This window comes from Billgrantia sp. NRB1, assembly GCF_056921725.1.
Genome location: NZ_CM167783.1, coordinates 1,861,642 through 1,877,166 on the forward strand (window position 1 = coordinate 1,861,642; position 15,525 = coordinate 1,877,166).

The following is a 15,525-nucleotide window of genomic DNA, read 5'->3' on the forward strand; positions in this document are numbered from 1 at the left end:
CGTTGGTAGCCTAGCTGGCGCTTGGCCCGTGGTTTGCTTATACAGAGCCAACCGTGCCGCATCATGGTGGTAGCCGCCAGCCTCGCATCGCTGGCGGCCTTTGGGTACCATGTGCGGCTTTTCTCGCTCCCTCTGGTCCATGAGCCAGCCCCAGCGCAGGAACGCCATCATGAATCGCCTGATCGACAAGCACTTCAAGCTGACGGAACACAACACCAGCATCAAGACCGAGGTCATTGCCGGGATCACCACCTTCCTGACCATGGCCTACATTATCTTCGTCAACCCCAGCATCCTGTCGGAAGCGGGCATGGACTACGGCGCGGTCTTCGTCGCCACCTGCCTGGCCGCGGCCATTGGCTGTCTGATTATGGGGCTGTGGGCCAACTACCCCATTGCGCAGGCGCCCGGCATGGGGCTCAACGCCTTCTTTACCTACGGGGTCGTGCTGGGCATGGGCTACACCTGGGAGGCGGCGCTGGGCGCGGTGTTCTTCTCCGGTTTCTGCTTCTTCCTGCTCAGCGTCTTCAAGGTGCGAGAGTGGATCATCCACTCGATCCCGCTCTCCCTGCGGCTGGGAATCGCCGCCGGCATCGGCCTGTTCCTGGCCATGATCGCACTGAAAAACGCCGGCATCGTCGTCTCCAATCCGGCCACCTACGTGGCGCTGGGCGATCTCTCCGAGCCCGCTGCCATCTATGCGCTCCTGGGATTCTTCGCCATCACCGCCATGGCCTACCTGCGCATTACCGGGGCGGTGATGATCGGTATCCTCGGCGTCACCGTGGTGGCCATCGTGCTGGGGCACAACGAGTATGGCGGGCTGATGTCGATGCCGCCCTCCATGGCGCCGACCTTCATGGCCCTGGATTTCGCGGGCGCCCTGGATGTGGCCATGCTCAGCGTGATCTTCGCCTTCCTGTTCGTCGATCTGTTCGATACCTCCGGGACCCTGGTGGGCGTGGCGCATCGCGGCAAGCTGCTCGACAAGGACGGTAAGCTGCCGCGCCTCAACCGTGCCATGATGGCCGATAGCGGTGCCTCCATGGCCGGCTCGCTGCTGGGCACCTCGACCACCACCAGCTACATCGAATCCACTGCCGGCATCGCTTCCGGCGGGCGCACCGGGCTGACCGCGGTGGTCGTAGCCGGCCTGTTCCTGATCAGCCTGTTCTTCGCCCCGCTGGCCGGCTCGATTCCCGCCTACGCCACCGCCGGCGCGCTGCTCTATGTGGCGGTGCTGATGGCCGGCAGCCTGGCCCATGCCAACTGGGAAGACCCCACCGATGCCGCCCCGGTGCTGATCGCTGCCCTGGCCATGCCGCTGACCTTCTCGATTGCCGAGGGCATCGCCCTGGGCTTTATCAGCTACGCTGCCATCAAGGCGCTCTCCGGGCGCTTCCGGGACCTCAACCCGGCGGTGGTGGTGCTGGCGATCCTGTTCGTGCTGAAATTCCTGTTCCTTGACTGATCACCCTTCACTGAGACCCGCGATGAGTATCTACGGCGACTATATCAAGTCCGTGATTCGTACCGTCCCCGACTGGCCGCAGCCGGGGGTCAATTTCCGCGACATCACGCCGCTGCTGCAGAACCGGTCGGCCTTTCGCAAGCTGATCGACAGCTTCGTGCACCGCTATCAGGACATGGAGCTGGATGCCATCGCGGCCATCGATGCCCGGGGCTTCATCATCGGGGCGCCGGTCGCCTACGAGCTGGGCTGCAGCTTCGTGCCGGTGCGCAAGAAGGGCAAGCTGCCGTTTCGCACCATCAGCGAGACCTATACCCTGGAGTACGGTCAAAGCGAGGTGGAGCTGCACTCGGATGCCTTCCGCGAGGGCGACCGTATCCTGGTGATGGACGACCTGATCGCCACCGGCGGCACCATGCTGGCGGCCGCCAAGCTGATCACCCGCAGCGGCGGCCAAGTGGTGGAGACCGCCACCATCATCGACCTGCCGGAGATCGGCGGGTCGCAGAAGATTCGCGAGGCGGGCTTTGGCGTCTTCGCGGTCTGCTCTTTCAACGAAGACGAGTGAGACAACGGCAATGAGCAACCGCTACCACCAGCATTTCACCGTCTCCTGGGACCAGCTGCATCGCGACGTGCGCGAGCTGTGCCACCGCCTGGTTGAGCGTGACTTCAAGGGCATCGTCGCCATCACCCGCGGCGGGCTGATTCCCGCGGCGCTGATCGCCCGCGAGCTCAACGTGCGGCTGATCGATACCGTCTGCATCAAGAGCTACGACCACATGGACCAGGGCGGGCTCGATGTGATCAAGGGCGTCGATCACGACGGTGAGGGGTGGCTGCTGGTCGATGACCTGGTCGATACCGGCAAGACGGCCCGCAAGGTGCGCGAGATGATGCCGAAGGCACACTTCGTCACCGTCTACGCCAAGCCGGATGGCCGCCCGCTCGTCGATCAGTACCTCACCGAAGTGGCCCAGGACTGCTGGATCCAGTTCCCCTGGGACATGGGCATCGCCTACGTCGAGCCGCTGGTCGATCAGGTCAAGCGCTGAGCCATGTCCGCGCCGCTTCCCGACAGCTGGCAGCAGTGGCTGGGTGAGGAATTCCAGGCCCCCTACATGCAAGGGCTACGTGATTTCCTGGCCGCTGAAAAAACCGCCAGGAAGGTCATCTATCCCCATTCGTCACACTGGTTCCGGGCCTTCGAGCTCACCCCGCTGGAGCGGGTCAAGGTGGTGATTCTGGGTCAGGACCCCTACCACGGCCCCGGCCAGGCTCACGGGCTCTGCTTCTCGGTACGCCCGGGGGTGCGCGTTCCGCCCTCGCTGGTCAATATCTACAAGGAGCTGGCGGCCGACGTGGGCTTCCGGCCGGTCGAGCACGGCTGTCTCGAGCACTGGGCGCGTCAGGGCGTGCTGCTGCTCAATACCTCGCTGACGGTGGAGCAGGGCAGGGCGGGGTCGCATCGCGGCCAGGGCTGGGAAACCTTCACCGACCGCGCCATCGGTGCGGTCAGTGACCACGCCGAACCCTCGGTGTTTCTGCTCTGGGGCAGCCACGCTCGGCAGAAGAGGGCGCTGGTGGACACTTCCCGGCATCTGGTGCTGGAGTCGCCGCACCCCTCGCCGCTCTCGGCGCATCGCGGCTTCTTCGGCAACCACCACTTCTCCCGGGCCAACGCCTTTCTCGCCGAGCAGGGCCGTACGCCCATCGACTGGCAGCTGCCGGAGGCACCCGAACCGGATTCATCTCGGGGCTGATGCGGCGACAGGCCATAGGGGAGGCGCTGTGAACCCATCCCTGGGCGCTACTTTTGCCTTCCCTGGCAAAAGACCTCCCCTTAGGCCTGTCCCCGCCGCCCCTCGGCAACGTGGCAGTTTCCGTAGACCGGCTTAACCTCGGGAGTGGATATGGGTAGAATGGCCCGCAATTTGTCCATGGCGTCCATGCGACAAAGGTCGTCACCGCCCCCTCCCGCCGCCGAAGAGGTCTGCCCATGAGCGTTCATGCCATCCAACATCCGCTGGTCCAGCACAAGCTGGGGCTGATGCGCGAAGCCGGTATCAGCACGAAGAGCTTCCGGGAACTGGCCGGCGAGCTGGCCAAACTGCTCACCTACGAAGCGACTCAGGACCTGGAGGTGGAGACCCAGGAGATCGACGGCTGGAGCGGCAACAAGATTCCGGTGCAGCTGCTCAAGGGCAAGAAGGTCACCATCGTGCCGATCTTGCGCGCCGGGCTGGGCATGCTCGATGGGGTCACCGACCTGATCCCCAGCGCGCGAATCAGCGTGGTCGGCCTCTATCGCGACGAAGAGACCCTGGAGCCGGTGCCCTACTTCGCCAAGTTCGCCGGTGAACTGGATGAGCGTTTGGCCATCGTCATCGACCCCATGCTGGCGACTGGCGGCACCATGGTGGCCACCCTCGACATGCTGCGCGATCGCGGCTGCAAGCACATGAAGGTGATCGTGTTGGTGGCCGCTCCGGAAGGCATCAAGCGAGTGCAGGACGCTTACCCGGACATCGAGATCTACACCGCGGGGGTCGATGACCATCTCGACGAAAACGGCTATATCGTGCCCGGGCTCGGCGACGCCGGGGACAAGATCTTCGGCACCCGCTAAGGGTTTCCCGGTTCCTGACGGCACATCCCGAACGCCCCTGAGATTTCCGATCCAGGGGCGTTTTGCCGGGGGCATGCCCCATCTTTTCTCTCATTACACTGGAGACTTTCCATGACGGACCACTCGGCGGCCGCACCGGTAACGATCGATTCCCCGCTCAAGACCCTGCTCACCGGGGCCCAGATGCTCTTCGTGGCCTTCGGTGCCCTGGTGCTGGTGCCGCTGCTCACCGGGCTCGATCCCAGCGTGGCGCTGTTCACCGCCGGCGTCGGTACCCTGGTGTTCCACGGGGTGACGCGGGTCACGGTGCCGGTCTTTCTCGCCTCGTCGTTCGCCTTCATCGCGCCGATCCAGGGGTCGGTGGCCAGCTTCGGCGTGCCGGCCACCATGGGCGGGCTGCTGGCGGCGGGCCTGGTCTATGTGGCCATCTCCCAGGCGGTTCGCCTGAAGGGCACCGCCTGGCTGCATCGCCTGCTGCCGCCGGTGGTAGTGGGGCCGGTGATCATGGTGATCGGCCTGGCGCTGGCCCCGGTGGCGGTGAGCATGGCGACCGGCGAGACCAGCGATCACATCGACTACGGTGCCGCCATCTTCCTCTCCATGGCGAGCCTGCTGGTGACCCTGGTGCTGGCGGTATTCGGTAGGGGGCTGCTGCGGCTCATTCCGATCATGGGGGGGATCGCCACCGGCTATCTGCTGGCACTGCTGATGGGCGTCGTCGACTTCTCGCCGGTGACCGAGGCCGCCTGGCTGGCGATCCCGAGCTTCACCGCGCCGAGCTTTCACTGGGCGGCGATCCTGTTCATGATCCCGGTGGCCATCGCCCCGGCGGTGGAGCATATCGGCGACATGGTGGCGATCGGCTCGGTGACCCGCAAGAACTACCTGGAGAAGCCCGGCCTGCACCGTACCCTGCTGGGCGATGGTCTGGCCACCTCCACGGCGGCACTGTTCGGCGGCCCGCCCAATACCACCTACTCCGAGGTCACCGGGGCGGTGACCCTGACCCGCGCCTTCAATCCCAGGATCATGGTGGTCGCCGCCTGCATCGCCATCGGCCTGGCCTTCGTCGCCAAGCTCGGTGCGCTGCTTCAGACCATTCCGGGGCCGGTGATGGGGGGCATCATGACCCTGCTGTTTGGTTCCATCGCCGTGGTGGGCATGAACACCCTGGTGCGCGCCGGCCACTCGCTGACGGCCCCCCGCAACCTGGTGGTGGTGTCGCTGATCCTGGTGTTCGGTATCGGCGGCATGCAGTTCGGCGGCGGTCAGTTCACCCTCCAGGGGGTGAGCCTCGCCGCCCTGGTGGGGATCCTGCTCAACTGGGTGCTCCCCGGGGCGGAAGAGGACGAGTGAGTCCCGCCATGGCCTAGGCGGGGGATGGGGAGATCACCCCGCCGGGCGGCTGTCACTACCTCTCCGGTGTCATGGCACCCCCGGCTTGCCTAGGGCATCATGACAGGCATGGTTCGAGGACGAGCAGGAAATTCGATGACTCCCCAGCATGATGTGACCGGCTTGATCCTGGCCGGCGGTCAGGGGCGCCGCATGGGCGGCCGTGACAAGGGGCTCGAACCCTTGGCGGGACGCCCCCTGGTGGCCCATGTGCTCGACCGCCTGGCGGGGCAGCTGGCCGGCGTGATGATCAATGCCAACCGCCATCTCGACCGCTACGCCGACTATGGCGATCGCCTCATTACCGATCTCGAAGGTGGCTATCAGGGCCCCCTGATGGGGATCTATAGCGGGCTGCGGGCGGCCGACACGCCCTGGGTGCTGGTGGTCCCCTGCGACACGCCGGCATTGCCCATGGATCTGGTGCCGCGGCTGGTCGCCGGCCTGAACGACTGCGACATCGCGGTGGCCCATGACGGCGAGCGCCTGCACCCGGTGGTGGCGCTTCTGCGCACGCGTTTGGCCGACGACCTGGGCGAGGCCCTGGCCAAGGGCGAGCGCAAGATCGACCGCTGGTATGCCCGTCATGCCTGGTGTCCGGTGCCGTTTCACGACTGTCCCGAAGCGTTCGTCAACCTCAATACCGACCGTGACAAGCAGCGCCTCGAGGCGCGCCAGGACGAGGAGTGCCGCCCCCGATGAGTGCCGTGATCGATGCGCCACTGGGTTTTGACGACCGGCTGCCACTGCTCGGCATCGCCGCCTGGAGCGGCACCGGCAAGACCACTCTGCTCGAGCGGCTGCTGCCTGAGCTGAGGCGGCGCGGCCTGCGTGTCGCGGTGATCAAGCATGCCCATCACGCCTTCGAGGTGGACCAGCCGGGCAAGGATAGCCATCGCCTGCGCCAGGCGGGGGCCTCGCCCATGCTGGTGGCCTCGCGTCGACGCCTGGCGCTGATGATGGAGACGCCGGAGCAGGATGAGGCCGACCTGGGCCAGCTGATCGAGATGGTGCGGCCCCAGCGCCCCGATCTGGTGCTGGTGGAGGGCTTCAAGGCCTGGCCGCTGCCCAAGCTGGAACTCTACCGGGAAGCCCTCGGCAAGCCGCTGCGGGTGGCCGAAGACCCCTGGGTCAAGGCGGTGGCCAGTGCGTCGCCGCTGACGCTGCCCGACGGGGTCGAGGCGCTGGATCTCGACGACCTCGTGGCGATAGCCGACTGGGTGGCGGCTTGGCCCGCGCGCTGGGTTCGGGAGCGGTCGCCGCGTGAGGAGCTGGGCACATGAGTCTCTCCTGTTTCGATTTCGGCGATCGCATGCTCAGTCTGGAAGAGGCCAGGGCGGCTGCGCTCGAGCTGGTCGCGGCGCCCCTGGGGGAGGAGTGGTGCCCACTGGCCGCGCTGCACGGCCGCGTGTTGGCTCGGCCGCTGACGTCGCCCATCGATGTGCCCCAGCACACCAATGCGGCCATGGACGGCATTGCCCTGGCGTGGCCCGCCCCGGCCGCGGGGCGCCCCGAGGCCTGGAACAAGGTCGGCGAGGTGCTGGCCGGACATCGCCGCGAGGCCGCCCTGGCCCCCGGCGAGTGTGTCACGATCATGACCGGTGCGCCGCTGCCTGCCGGCGCCGACACCGTGATCATGCGCGAACAGCTCGCCTTCGAGGGTGACCGGGTGCGAGTGCTCCATGCCGAAAGCGTTCGCCAAGGACAGCATGTGCGACACGCCGGTGAGGATATCGCCTGCGGCGACACGGCGCTGGCGGCCGGCACCCGAGTGGAGGCCGCCGAGCTAGGGCTGCTGGCATCGCTGGGGCTGGCGGGCGCCGCGGTGCACTGTCGCCCGCGTGTCGCCCTGTTTTCCACCGGCGACGAGGTGACCGCCCCGGGCGAGGCCCTGTCGGCGGGCGGCATCTTCGATGCCAATCGCTTCACGCTGCGCGGCCTGCTGATCGAGGAGGGCGCCGAGGTGCACGACCTGGGCATCCTGCCCGACGACCGGGATACCCTGGTGGCGGCGCTGGCCGAGGCGGCCACCATCGCCGATGTCGTCATCACCAGCGGCGGTGTCTCGGTGGGCGATGCCGACCGGGTGCGCCAGGCGCTTGATGAAGTGGGGGAGCTGGGGTTCTGGAAGATCGCCATCCGCCCCGGTCGCCCCCTGGCCTGCGGTAGACTCGGGACGGTGCGTACGCCGTTCTTCGGCCTGCCCGGCAATCCGGTGGCAGCCATGGTGACCTTCCTGCAGTTCGTCGCCCCGGTGCTGAGACGACTCCAGGGGCGTCGTGAGCTTGCCGTGCCGCGGTTGACGGCGCGCTGCGAGGCAAGCCTGCCGAGCCGTGTCGGCCGGGTCGATTTCCTGCGTGGTGTGCTCAGCTGCGACTCCCAGGGCCAGCTGCGGGTACGCAGCACCGGCCACCAGGGCTCTGGGATTCTCTCCTCAATGGTCGCGGCCAACTGCCTGATCGAGATCGCCGCCGAGCGCGACGGCGTCGCCCGCGGTGACGTCGTCACCGTTCAACCGCTTGCTGACATGTTCCGAGGCTAACCGATATGACCCTGACTCATCTCAATCCACGCGGCGAAGCCCATATGGTGGATGTCGCCGACAAGTCGGAGACGCGCCGCGAGGCAACGGCCTCCGGGCGTATCCAGATGAAGCCGGAGACCCTGGCGTTGCTGGCTGAAGGCGGAATGCCCAAGGGCGACGTGCTGGCCACCGCCCGTATCGCCGGCATTCAGGCCGCCAAGCGGACGCACGAGCTGATACCGCTCTGTCACGCTCTGCCGCTCTCCAAGGTGAGCGTCGATTTTCGGCTCGACGAGGCGACCTCAAGCGTCGAAGTCACGGCCAGCTGTCGGCTCAATGGACGCACCGGAGTCGAAATGGAGGCCCTGACGGCGGTCTCGGTGGCCTGTCTGACCCTCTATGATATGTGCAAGGCCGTCGACAAGGACATGGAGATCGGGGGCATTCACCTGGATGCCAAGAGTGGCGGCAAGTCCGGCGACTATCGTCGTGACGCCTCGGCATCCGCCCCGGCTCCCATCGTCACGGGCGGCAGTTCGGCCGGCGAGGTGTCGGTGGGGCCTCGGTGCGACATCGCCGGCCCCTGCGTGCGGGTCAAGTGCCTGGCCGAGCTGCGCGAGCGCCTGGGCATCAGCGAGATGTCCCTGCCCCTGGATAGCCTGCCCAGCGCCGATGTCGGTGGGTTGAAGGCCGCATTACGCCAGCGCGACGAGCGCTTCGCCGGACTCTCCGAAGGGCGTGTGCTCTGTGCCGTCAACCAGGTCATGGCCAACGATGCCACGCCGATCACCGACGATGACGAAGTGGCCTTCTTTCCGCCGGTGACGGGGGGCTGACGATGATTCGTGTGCAGCAGGCTCCTTTCGATGCAGGAGCCGAACAGCAGGCGCTGCTGGCGGGGCGCAGCGATATCGGGGCGGTGGTCAGCTTCACCGGGCTGGTGCGCGATTTCAACGAGCGGCCCGAGGTCAACGCCCTGACGCTGGAGCATTACCCGGGAATGACCGAGGCCGCACTAGGTGAGATTGTCGATGAGGCCGAGGCTCGCTGGCCGCTTCAGGGGCTGCGCGTCATTCACCGGGTTGGACGCATGACCCCTGGAGACCCTATTGTACTGGTAGTCGTGGCCAGCGCGCATCGCCGTGCCGCCTTCGAGGCCTGCGACTTCATCATGGACTACCTCAAGACTCGAGCCCCTTTCTGGAAAAAGGAACACAGCGCCAGCGGTGACTACTGGGTTGCCGAGCGTGAATCCGATCACCGGGATGCGGGTCGCTGGGAGCGTTGAACATGGCCGAATCGCTGATCGATGATTTTGGCAGACGGGTCCGCTACGTGCGGATCTCGGTGACGGACCGCTGCGACTTTCGCTGCGTCTACTGCATGAGCGAGGAGATGACCTTTCTGCCCCGTGCCCAGATCCTCACGCTGGAGGAGCTGGCCACCGTGGCCCGCGCCTTTGTCGAGCTGGGCGTGGAAAAGGTGCGCCTGACCGGCGGTGAGCCACTGGTCAGACGCGATATCGATCATCTGGTGGGTGAGATCGGCTGGCTGCCCGGGCTCAGGGATTTTGCCATGACCACCAACGGGGCGGGCCTGGTCAAGCAGGCCGCTCGCCTGCGTGACGGTGGTCTCAAGCGTCTCAATATCAGCCTCGATACCCTGGACCCGCAGCGCTTCCGACAGCTGACCCGTACCGGAGAGCTCGACCGGGTGCTGTCGGGGCTCAGGGCCGCCCGCGCCGCGGGTTTCGAGCGCATCAAGCTCAATGCGGTGATCCTCAAGGGGCGCAATGACGACGAGGTACTCGATCTGGTGGCCTTTGCTCGCCAGGAAGGGGTCGACATCAGCTTCATCGAAGAGATGCCGCTTGGCGATGTGTCGGATCACTCCCGGGCGGAGACCTTCTGCTCCAGCGATGAGGTTCAAGCGCAGATCGAGCGTCACCATGCGCTGATCCCTACGACCGAATCCACCTTGGGGCCGTCGCGCTATTTCCGCATGAGCGACAGCGAGACCCGTATCGGCTTCATTTCCCCCCACAGCCACAATTTCTGCGCGAGCTGCAATCGGGTGCGTGTCACGGCAGAAGGGCGGCTGCTGCTGTGCCTGGGCAACGAGCACTCCGTGGACCTGCGCGCGGTGCTGCGCCGCTACCCGGGTGATCTCGAAGCGCTCAAGCAGGCCATCGTCGCGGCCATGCCCCTCAAGCCGGAGCGCCACCATTTCACCACTGACGGTGATGTCCAGGTGGTGCGCTTCATGAACATGACCGGCGGTTGAGAGACCGTTCGAGTGATTTTGTCGTCTCCCATTGGCCAAAAATCCGCGATAGAACTGCCAAGGCTTTTCTTGCCAACTGCGCCTCAAGGCATATACTTTTGACGAGTGGGGCCCAACGCTTCACTCATCGTTTTCCTGCATGGAGGAGGCCAATGTCCAGCGAAACTCTGGAGCGCATCGCCCGCAACAAGAACGTGGCTCGTGCCGCTGCCCGTCAGCTGAGTATGGAACAGCTGCACAAGCTCTCCGATGTCATCGGTGAAGTCATCGAGCAGAAAAAAGAGGAAGAGAAGTTACGCGAGCAGGAAGAGGCGGACAAGGAGCGCAAGCTGGCCGAGATTCGTGAGGCCATGACCGACGCCGGCCTCTCCGTGGAGGACCTGGTGGGGGAACCGCCCCGTCGGCGTCGCGGTCGCCCGCCGAAGAATGCTTCCAGCTCCTGACTCAGCCGAGCGCGTTAGCCTGCAAGGCAAGAAGGGTAAGAGCAGTGAAGATCGGGGCGAACCTCAGGGTTCGCCCCGATGCGTTGGTAGCGGTTGGGGCGCTGACCATTGCAGGCTAATGCGAGGCATCGTAGAGCGGCGTTTCCACGGCGAGTAGTTGCAAATGGACGTCGGGAAGCTGACGAAGGTGCTCGCCCAGCCAGGCGACGATCAGCGGCTGCAGCGCCTGACGAAGCTCCGGCAAGGTTTCGGCTTCCAGCCCATCGAGGCGCTCGTCGAGCCAGTCGATGAAGGCGTCTTCGTCCAGTGTCCGCATGCGGTGAGCATCGAGCATCAGGCGGCCGATGCGTGTCCAGCCTCCGCCGGTGGAGGCTACCGGCAGGGCGAGGTGCAGGGTGCCATGACGCGGTGAGCCCTGGTCGGCGGCCAGCCCAGGCAGCGGGGTCACGGCATTCTGGCTGACGATGCAGGGGCGCTGGGGGTGGCGTGTTTCCAGCGTCAAACCGTCGGCGTCCAGGCGAATCATGTCGCCGTTGGTCGGCGTCAGCGGTGCCTGGATGCCGAGTTCGTGCGCCAGCGCCTGGTGTGCCTGCTGGTGGCTGGGCTCGCCGTGGACCGGCAGGAGATGCCGGGGTTTGACCCAGTCATAGAAGGTGCGCAGCTCCTCCTGAGCAGGATGGCCGGAGGCGTGTAGCTCGGGGTGGTTGAACTCGTCCCAGAGGGTGACCTCCAGGCGCTTCAGTCCCTGCTTGAGGCGTTCGATCAGCGGCTCATTGCCGGGAATCGCCTTGGCGGAGAAGATCACGGTGTCACCGGCCATCAGCTCGAAGCTGGGGTGGCGCCCCCTGGCCAGCCGGCTCAGGGCGGCCCGCGGTTCGCCCTGACTGCCGGTCGCGATGACCAGTACCTCTTCCGGCGGCAGATAGCCCAGGTCGCGCACTGGCACCAGCGGGGGCATCTCATCGAGATAACCGAGTCCGCGGGCAACGCCGACCATCCGCTCCATGGAGCGTCCCATCAGGCTGACGCGTCGTCCACAGCGCTCGGCGGCCAGGGCGATGGCGAGTACACGGGCCAGATTGCTGGCAAAACAGGAGACCACGACGCGCCCGGGGCACTGCTGCAGCGTGTTTTCCAGCGCCCTGGCCACGTCGCCTTCGCTGCGTGAATGGCCGGGCAGCGGGGCATTGGTGGAATCGCCCACCACCAGATCCACTGGCGCTACAGCGCGAAACAGGTTGCCGTTGACCGGCGGGCCGATTAGCGGTTCGGGGTCGAGCTTCCAGTCGCCGGTATGCAGCACGCGATGCTCGCCGACGGCGATCAGCAGCGCACAGCTTTCCGGTATCGAGTGGGTCAGCGGCAGGTAGCGTAGGGTGAAGGGGCCGGTCTCCAGCGCCTCGCCGGGGTCGATGACGCGAATGGCATCGCTGGACAAACCCTGCTCGAGGAACTTGGCTCGCAGCAGGCCGGCGGCCAGCGGCGTGGCATACACCGGGCAGCCCCATTGCGGCCATAGCCAGGCCGCGGCCCCGATGTGGTCCTCGTGGCCATGGGTGATGATCAGGGCTTGAGGGGCGATGCCCAGTGCCTTGGGGGTGTCCAGGCTGGGCACCTGGAGCGGGCTGTCGGGCAGGTCCTGGCGGATCATCATGCCGCAGTCAACGGCAATCCAGTCGCCATCGTGCCCGTAGAGCGTCAGGTTCATGCCGATCTCGCCGCAGCCCCCCAGCGGCAGGAAATGCAGCGGAGTGCGGCGTCGGGGGCGAATCGTCACGCGGGGTGGGTGCATCGGCAAGTCATGAATCTGGCTGTGGATCAATCACTATACGGGAACGGCGGGACCCTCCACAATGACGGGGCGGCGCTGGGCTGCCGGCCATTCGGCGTGTCCCCGGGAGGCGAGTTCGCTACAATGCGCGCTTTCGAATTCTGCATAACACGGCGGCAGCTACCATGTCTCACTACTATCGTCTGGTCGTTTCCTGTCCCGATCGCCGGGGCATCGTGGCACGGGTGTCCGGTTTTATTGCCGGGCATGGAGGCTCCATCACCGAGGCGAGCCAGCACTCCGACCTGGAGTCGGGACGCTTTTTCATGCGCTACGAGATACTGGCCGACTCCATCGGCATGACCGCCGACCAGCTCCGCGACGCCTTCGACCCGGTGGCCAAGGAGTTCGACATGGAGTGGGCGCTGCGCGATACCCGGCGTCGCCCGCGAGTGGTGGTGATGGTCTCCCGGGAGTCCCACTGCCTGGTGGATCTGCTCTATCGCTGGACGGCGGGGGAGCTGGACGGCGACATCGTCGGGGTGATCTCCAATCATGAGGACATGCGCGGGCTGGTGGAGTGGCACGGGCTGCCCTATCACCATGTGCCGGTGCCCGCCGAGGACAAGACGGCGGCCTTTGCCCGGGTCGAGCAGCAGGTCGAGGCGCTCGAGGCCGATATCGTGGTGCTGGCCCGCTACATGCAGATTCTTCCGCCCCGCCTGTGCGAGCGCTATGCCGGCCGAGTGATCAATATTCACCACAGCTTTCTGCCCTCCTTCGCCGGGGCGCGTCCCTACCATCAGGCCCATGCCCGGGGTGTGAAGCTGATCGGTGCCACCTGTCACTATGTGACCGAGGAGCTGGACGCCGGCCCCATCATCGAGCAGGACATCCATCGCGTCAGCCACTGTCATACCACCGCCGACCTGGTGCGCTTCGGGCGCGATGTGGAGAAGGCCGTGCTGGCCCGCGGGCTGCGCTGGCACCTGGAGGACCGGGTGCTGATCCATGGCAACAAGACAGTCGTCTTCGCCTGAGGCGTGATCGCCGGGGAGGGGTATGTCGTTTTCCGAGCTTATGCTGGCGCCCTGGCTGCTGCTCTGCGGCGCCCTGGTTGCCCTGGTTGTGGTCGGGCTGGCGCTGGCCCAGCGCCCTTGGCAGGCGCTGCTGTCCGACCGTGGCCTGCAGCATCGCTGGCTGGCGGCCACCGTGGCCGTGCTGCTGCTGTGGCAGCTGCGCGCCCAGGCGGTGGACTGGTTGACCCTGCATCTGATGTTTACCGCGCTGCTGACCCTGGTGTTCAAGGCGCCGTTGGCGCTGCTCTCCAATCTGCTGGTCAACCTCTCGCTGGTGGTGCTGGGCAAGGTGGCCTGGCCGCTGCTGGGCGTGAATGTGCTGATCACCGGTGTGGTGCCGATGGCGATCACGGTGCTGGTGTGGCGCCTGGTGGACCGGCGCCTGCCGGACAACCTGATGGTGTTCCTGTTTCTTTGCGGTTTCTTCGGAACGGCGCTTGCCACCCTGGGGACCGGCCTGGCGGGGTTGGGGCTGGTGATACTGGGCGCCAGCGACCCGGAGGCGGTGTACCTGGCCTGGGAGTATGTTCGCTTCCTGCCGCTGCTGATGCCGTCGGAAGCCTTTATCACCGGGATGCTGCTGAGCATCCTGATGGTCTATCACCCCAGCTGGGTCGCGACCTTCAACGACCATCGCTATATCGATACGAAATAGGGGCGAGATATTAGGTTCATCGCATTTTAGTGTGGACATGTTTGGCAGGTTTTATGGTGGGAGGCCGGCTCTGCCGGGCGAAGGCGCCGCAGGCGCCCCATGGGTAGCGCTGCGCGCTACTTCGCGAGCTGAAGCTCCCTCCCACAGGGCTAGTTCACGCCAGTCCGCGAGTTAGAGGCAATGCTGGCCTGTTTGCACCTTCCTGCCCGATCCTAGAGGTTCAGCGCCAGCTGGCGACGGGCGCCCTCGGGCACCAGTCGCACCCCCACCCCAAGCAGGCGCACCGGGCGCTCGCGGCGTGCCCAGGCCTGGTCTAGCAGGGCGCTGAACGTCTCGAGCGCCGGGAGGGCCCCGCGCCCCTCCAGCGTCGTCAGGCCGAAGTCGTCGAAGCGAACCTTGACGAAGAGTCCCGCCAGCGGAGGGTGCCCGTGACGGGCGAGGCGCGCCTTCAGGCGCTCGCACAGCGGCGCCAGGGCGGCATGGCAGTGGGCGAGGTCGGGCAGGTCCTGGGCGAAGGTGGTCTCGACGCTGACCGATTTGCGCTCGCGCTCGAGGCGCACGGGGCGGTCGTCGATGCCGCGGGCCAGTTCGAAGAGTCGGCGTCCGAACTTGCCAAATTCCTGAACCAGCTGGGTCAGCGGCAGACGCTGCAGGTCGGCGCAGGTGGTGATAGAGAGCGATGCCAGTCGGGCCGCCGTGGCGGGGCCTACCCCGTGCAGCCGGGTCACCGGCAGGTCGTGCAGAAAGGCGTCGACGCCCTCCGGGGGGATCACGGTGAGACCGTCGGGCTTGTCCCAGTCGCTGGCAATCTTGGCCAGGTACTTGGTGGGGGCGGCGCCCACTGAGACCGTGATGCCGGTGCGGGCCAGGCACTGCGCTTTGAGCCACTGGGCCATCCAGGTGGCGCTGCCGGAAAAGCGTGTGACCTCGGTGACATCGAGAAAGGCTTCATCCAGCGACAGCGGCTCCACCAGGGGGGTGAGTTCGTGGAAGATGCCCTGGATCTGCTGGGAGACTGCCCGGTAGCGCTCGAAGTCGCCGGGCAGCAGCGTCAGTTGCGGGCAGAGCCGCAGCGCCCGGGCCGTCGGCATGGCGGAGTGAATGCCGAAAGCGCGCGCGGGATAGTTGCAGGTGGCGATCACCCCGCGCCGCTCGGCGCTGCCCCCGATGGCCAGCGGGATGTCGCGAAGGCGGGGGTCGTCGCGCATCTCCACCGCGGCGTAGAAGCAGTCGCAGTCGGCGTGGAGGATCTTGCGACTTTGATTCATCGAAACG

The 15,525-nt window shown here is 66.2% G+C and carries 17 protein-coding genes; 15 read left to right on the forward strand and 2 right to left on the reverse strand.

All coding sequences use genetic code 11. From position 1 onward, the window contains the following. Positions 1-169: 169 nt before the first annotated feature. The 13 genes from ACZIYR_RS08455 to ACZIYR_RS08515 all read left to right on the forward strand — a co-directional run bounded on the left by ACZIYR_RS08455 (position 170) and on the right by ACZIYR_RS08515 (position 10,745). The gene (locus ACZIYR_RS08455) at positions 170-1,471 is read left to right on the forward strand and encodes an NCS2 family permease (RefSeq protein WP_473033336.1); all 1,302 of its coding nucleotides are present in this window, start codon (positions 170-172) and stop codon (positions 1,469-1,471) included. A 22-nt stretch (positions 1,472-1,493) separates the two neighbouring features. Next, positions 1,494-2,039, forward strand: a complete 546-nt coding sequence (locus ACZIYR_RS08460; protein WP_473033337.1) for an adenine phosphoribosyltransferase — start codon at positions 1,494-1,496, stop codon at positions 2,037-2,039. Between the two features lie 10 nt (positions 2,040-2,049). Next, complete coding sequence (gpt, locus tag ACZIYR_RS08465) at positions 2,050-2,526, forward strand: xanthine phosphoribosyltransferase (protein WP_473033338.1); 477 nt, start codon at positions 2,050-2,052, stop codon at positions 2,524-2,526. Between the two features lie 3 nt (positions 2,527-2,529). Next, positions 2,530-3,234, forward strand: a complete 705-nt coding sequence (ung, locus tag ACZIYR_RS08470; protein ID WP_483528885.1) for a uracil-DNA glycosylase — start codon at positions 2,530-2,532, stop codon at positions 3,232-3,234. Between the two features lie 236 nt (positions 3,235-3,470). Next, complete coding sequence (gene upp, locus ACZIYR_RS08475) at positions 3,471-4,100, forward strand: uracil phosphoribosyltransferase (RefSeq protein ID WP_473033340.1); 630 nt, start codon at positions 3,471-3,473, stop codon at positions 4,098-4,100. 111 nt (positions 4,101-4,211) lie between these two features. Further along, positions 4,212-5,456: a uracil-xanthine permease family protein gene (locus ACZIYR_RS08480; RefSeq protein WP_483528886.1), complete on the forward strand. Its 1,245-nt coding sequence runs from the start codon at positions 4,212-4,214 to the stop codon at positions 5,454-5,456. Between the two features lie 135 nt (positions 5,457-5,591). Beyond that, a complete protein-coding gene (gene mobA, locus ACZIYR_RS08485) occupies positions 5,592-6,197 on the forward strand; it encodes a molybdenum cofactor guanylyltransferase MobA (protein ID WP_473033341.1) in 606 nt (201 codons plus the stop codon). Next, positions 6,194-6,778, forward strand: coding sequence for a molybdopterin-guanine dinucleotide biosynthesis protein B (gene mobB, locus ACZIYR_RS08490; RefSeq protein ID WP_473033342.1), 585 nt, complete (start codon positions 6,194-6,196; stop codon positions 6,776-6,778). Before mobA ends, mobB begins: the two co-directional genes overlap by 4 nt. Continuing rightward, positions 6,775-8,037, forward strand: coding sequence for a molybdopterin molybdotransferase MoeA (gene moeA, locus ACZIYR_RS08495; RefSeq protein ID WP_483528887.1), 1,263 nt, complete (start codon positions 6,775-6,777; stop codon positions 8,035-8,037). Before mobB ends, moeA begins: the two co-directional genes overlap by 4 nt. A 5-nt stretch (positions 8,038-8,042) precedes the next feature. Further along, positions 8,043-8,855: a cyclic pyranopterin monophosphate synthase MoaC gene (gene moaC, locus ACZIYR_RS08500; protein WP_483528888.1), complete on the forward strand. Its 813-nt coding sequence runs from the start codon at positions 8,043-8,045 to the stop codon at positions 8,853-8,855. 2 nt (positions 8,856-8,857) lie between these two features. Continuing rightward, positions 8,858-9,307: a molybdopterin synthase catalytic subunit MoaE gene (gene moaE / locus ACZIYR_RS08505; protein ID WP_473033344.1), complete on the forward strand. Its 450-nt coding sequence runs from the start codon at positions 8,858-8,860 to the stop codon at positions 9,305-9,307. 2 nt (positions 9,308-9,309) lie between these two features. Continuing rightward, positions 9,310-10,302, forward strand: a complete 993-nt coding sequence (gene moaA, locus ACZIYR_RS08510; RefSeq protein ID WP_483528889.1) for a GTP 3',8-cyclase MoaA — start codon at positions 9,310-9,312, stop codon at positions 10,300-10,302. Between the two features lie 152 nt (positions 10,303-10,454). Beyond that, positions 10,455-10,745 carry an H-NS family histone-like protein gene (locus tag ACZIYR_RS08515; protein WP_483528890.1) on the forward strand — a complete coding sequence of 97 codons (291 nt, stop codon included), beginning with the start codon at positions 10,455-10,457 and terminating at the stop codon, positions 10,743-10,745. A gap of 115 nt (positions 10,746-10,860) precedes the next feature. On the opposite strand, the gene ACZIYR_RS08520 is transcribed toward ACZIYR_RS08515, so the two are convergent. Then, on the reverse strand, positions 10,861-12,453 hold the full coding sequence (locus ACZIYR_RS08520) for a ribonuclease J (protein ID WP_473035023.1): 1,593 nt from the start codon (positions 12,451-12,453) through the stop codon (positions 10,861-10,863). A 248-nt stretch (positions 12,454-12,701) separates the two neighbouring features. Between ACZIYR_RS08520 and purU the strand changes: the two genes are divergently transcribed. Together purU and ACZIYR_RS08530 are read left to right on the forward strand one after the other, a co-directional pair. Further along, complete coding sequence (gene purU / locus ACZIYR_RS08525) at positions 12,702-13,556, forward strand: formyltetrahydrofolate deformylase (protein ID WP_473033345.1); 855 nt, start codon at positions 12,702-12,704, stop codon at positions 13,554-13,556. 22 nt (positions 13,557-13,578) lie between these two features. Then, entirely contained in the window at positions 13,579-14,250 is a 672-nt protein-coding gene (locus ACZIYR_RS08530; protein WP_473033346.1) for an energy-coupling factor ABC transporter permease, read from the forward strand. A gap of 212 nt (positions 14,251-14,462) precedes the next feature. Here ACZIYR_RS08530 and dinB read toward each other — a convergent pair whose 3' ends face one another. After that, on the reverse strand, positions 14,463-15,518 hold the full coding sequence (gene dinB, locus ACZIYR_RS08535; RefSeq protein ID WP_483528891.1) for a DNA polymerase IV: 1,056 nt from the start codon (positions 15,516-15,518) through the stop codon (positions 14,463-14,465). Positions 15,519-15,525 lie beyond the last annotated feature (7 nt).

Excerpts from the sequence above, each read along its gene's own strand:
- mobB (WP_473033342.1), top strand. The coding sequence starts at position 6,194 with ATGAGTGCCGTGATCGATGCGCCACTGGGTTTTGACGACCGGCTGCCA.
- purU (WP_473033345.1), top strand. The coding sequence starts at position 12,702 with ATGTCTCACTACTATCGTCTGGTCGTTTCCTGTCCCGATCGCCGGGGC.
- dinB (WP_483528891.1), bottom strand. The coding sequence starts at position 15,518 with ATGAATCAAAGTCGCAAGATCCTCCACGCCGACTGCGACTGCTTCTAC.
- moeA (WP_483528887.1), top strand. The coding sequence starts at position 6,775 with ATGAGTCTCTCCTGTTTCGATTTCGGCGATCGCATGCTCAGTCTGGAA.
- ACZIYR_RS08515 (WP_483528890.1), top strand. The coding sequence starts at position 10,455 with ATGTCCAGCGAAACTCTGGAGCGCATCGCCCGCAACAAGAACGTGGCT.
- ACZIYR_RS08520 (WP_473035023.1), bottom strand. The coding sequence starts at position 12,453 with ATGAACCTGACGCTCTACGGGCACGATGGCGACTGGATTGCCGTTGAC.
- upp (WP_473033340.1), top strand. The coding sequence starts at position 3,471 with ATGAGCGTTCATGCCATCCAACATCCGCTGGTCCAGCACAAGCTGGGG.
- moaE (WP_473033344.1), top strand. The coding sequence starts at position 8,858 with ATGATTCGTGTGCAGCAGGCTCCTTTCGATGCAGGAGCCGAACAGCAG.
- ACZIYR_RS08480 (WP_483528886.1), top strand. The coding sequence starts at position 4,212 with ATGACGGACCACTCGGCGGCCGCACCGGTAACGATCGATTCCCCGCTC.
- ACZIYR_RS08460 (WP_473033337.1), top strand. The coding sequence starts at position 1,494 with ATGAGTATCTACGGCGACTATATCAAGTCCGTGATTCGTACCGTCCCC.
- ACZIYR_RS08455 (WP_473033336.1), top strand. The coding sequence starts at position 170 with ATGAATCGCCTGATCGACAAGCACTTCAAGCTGACGGAACACAACACC.
- moaA (WP_483528889.1), top strand. The coding sequence starts at position 9,310 with ATGGCCGAATCGCTGATCGATGATTTTGGCAGACGGGTCCGCTACGTG.
- moaC (WP_483528888.1), top strand. The coding sequence starts at position 8,043 with ATGACCCTGACTCATCTCAATCCACGCGGCGAAGCCCATATGGTGGAT.
- gpt (WP_473033338.1), top strand. The coding sequence starts at position 2,050 with ATGAGCAACCGCTACCACCAGCATTTCACCGTCTCCTGGGACCAGCTG.
- mobA (WP_473033341.1), top strand. The coding sequence starts at position 5,592 with ATGACTCCCCAGCATGATGTGACCGGCTTGATCCTGGCCGGCGGTCAG.
- ACZIYR_RS08530 (WP_473033346.1), top strand. The coding sequence starts at position 13,579 with ATGTCGTTTTCCGAGCTTATGCTGGCGCCCTGGCTGCTGCTCTGCGGC.
- ung (WP_483528885.1), top strand. The coding sequence starts at position 2,530 with ATGTCCGCGCCGCTTCCCGACAGCTGGCAGCAGTGGCTGGGTGAGGAA.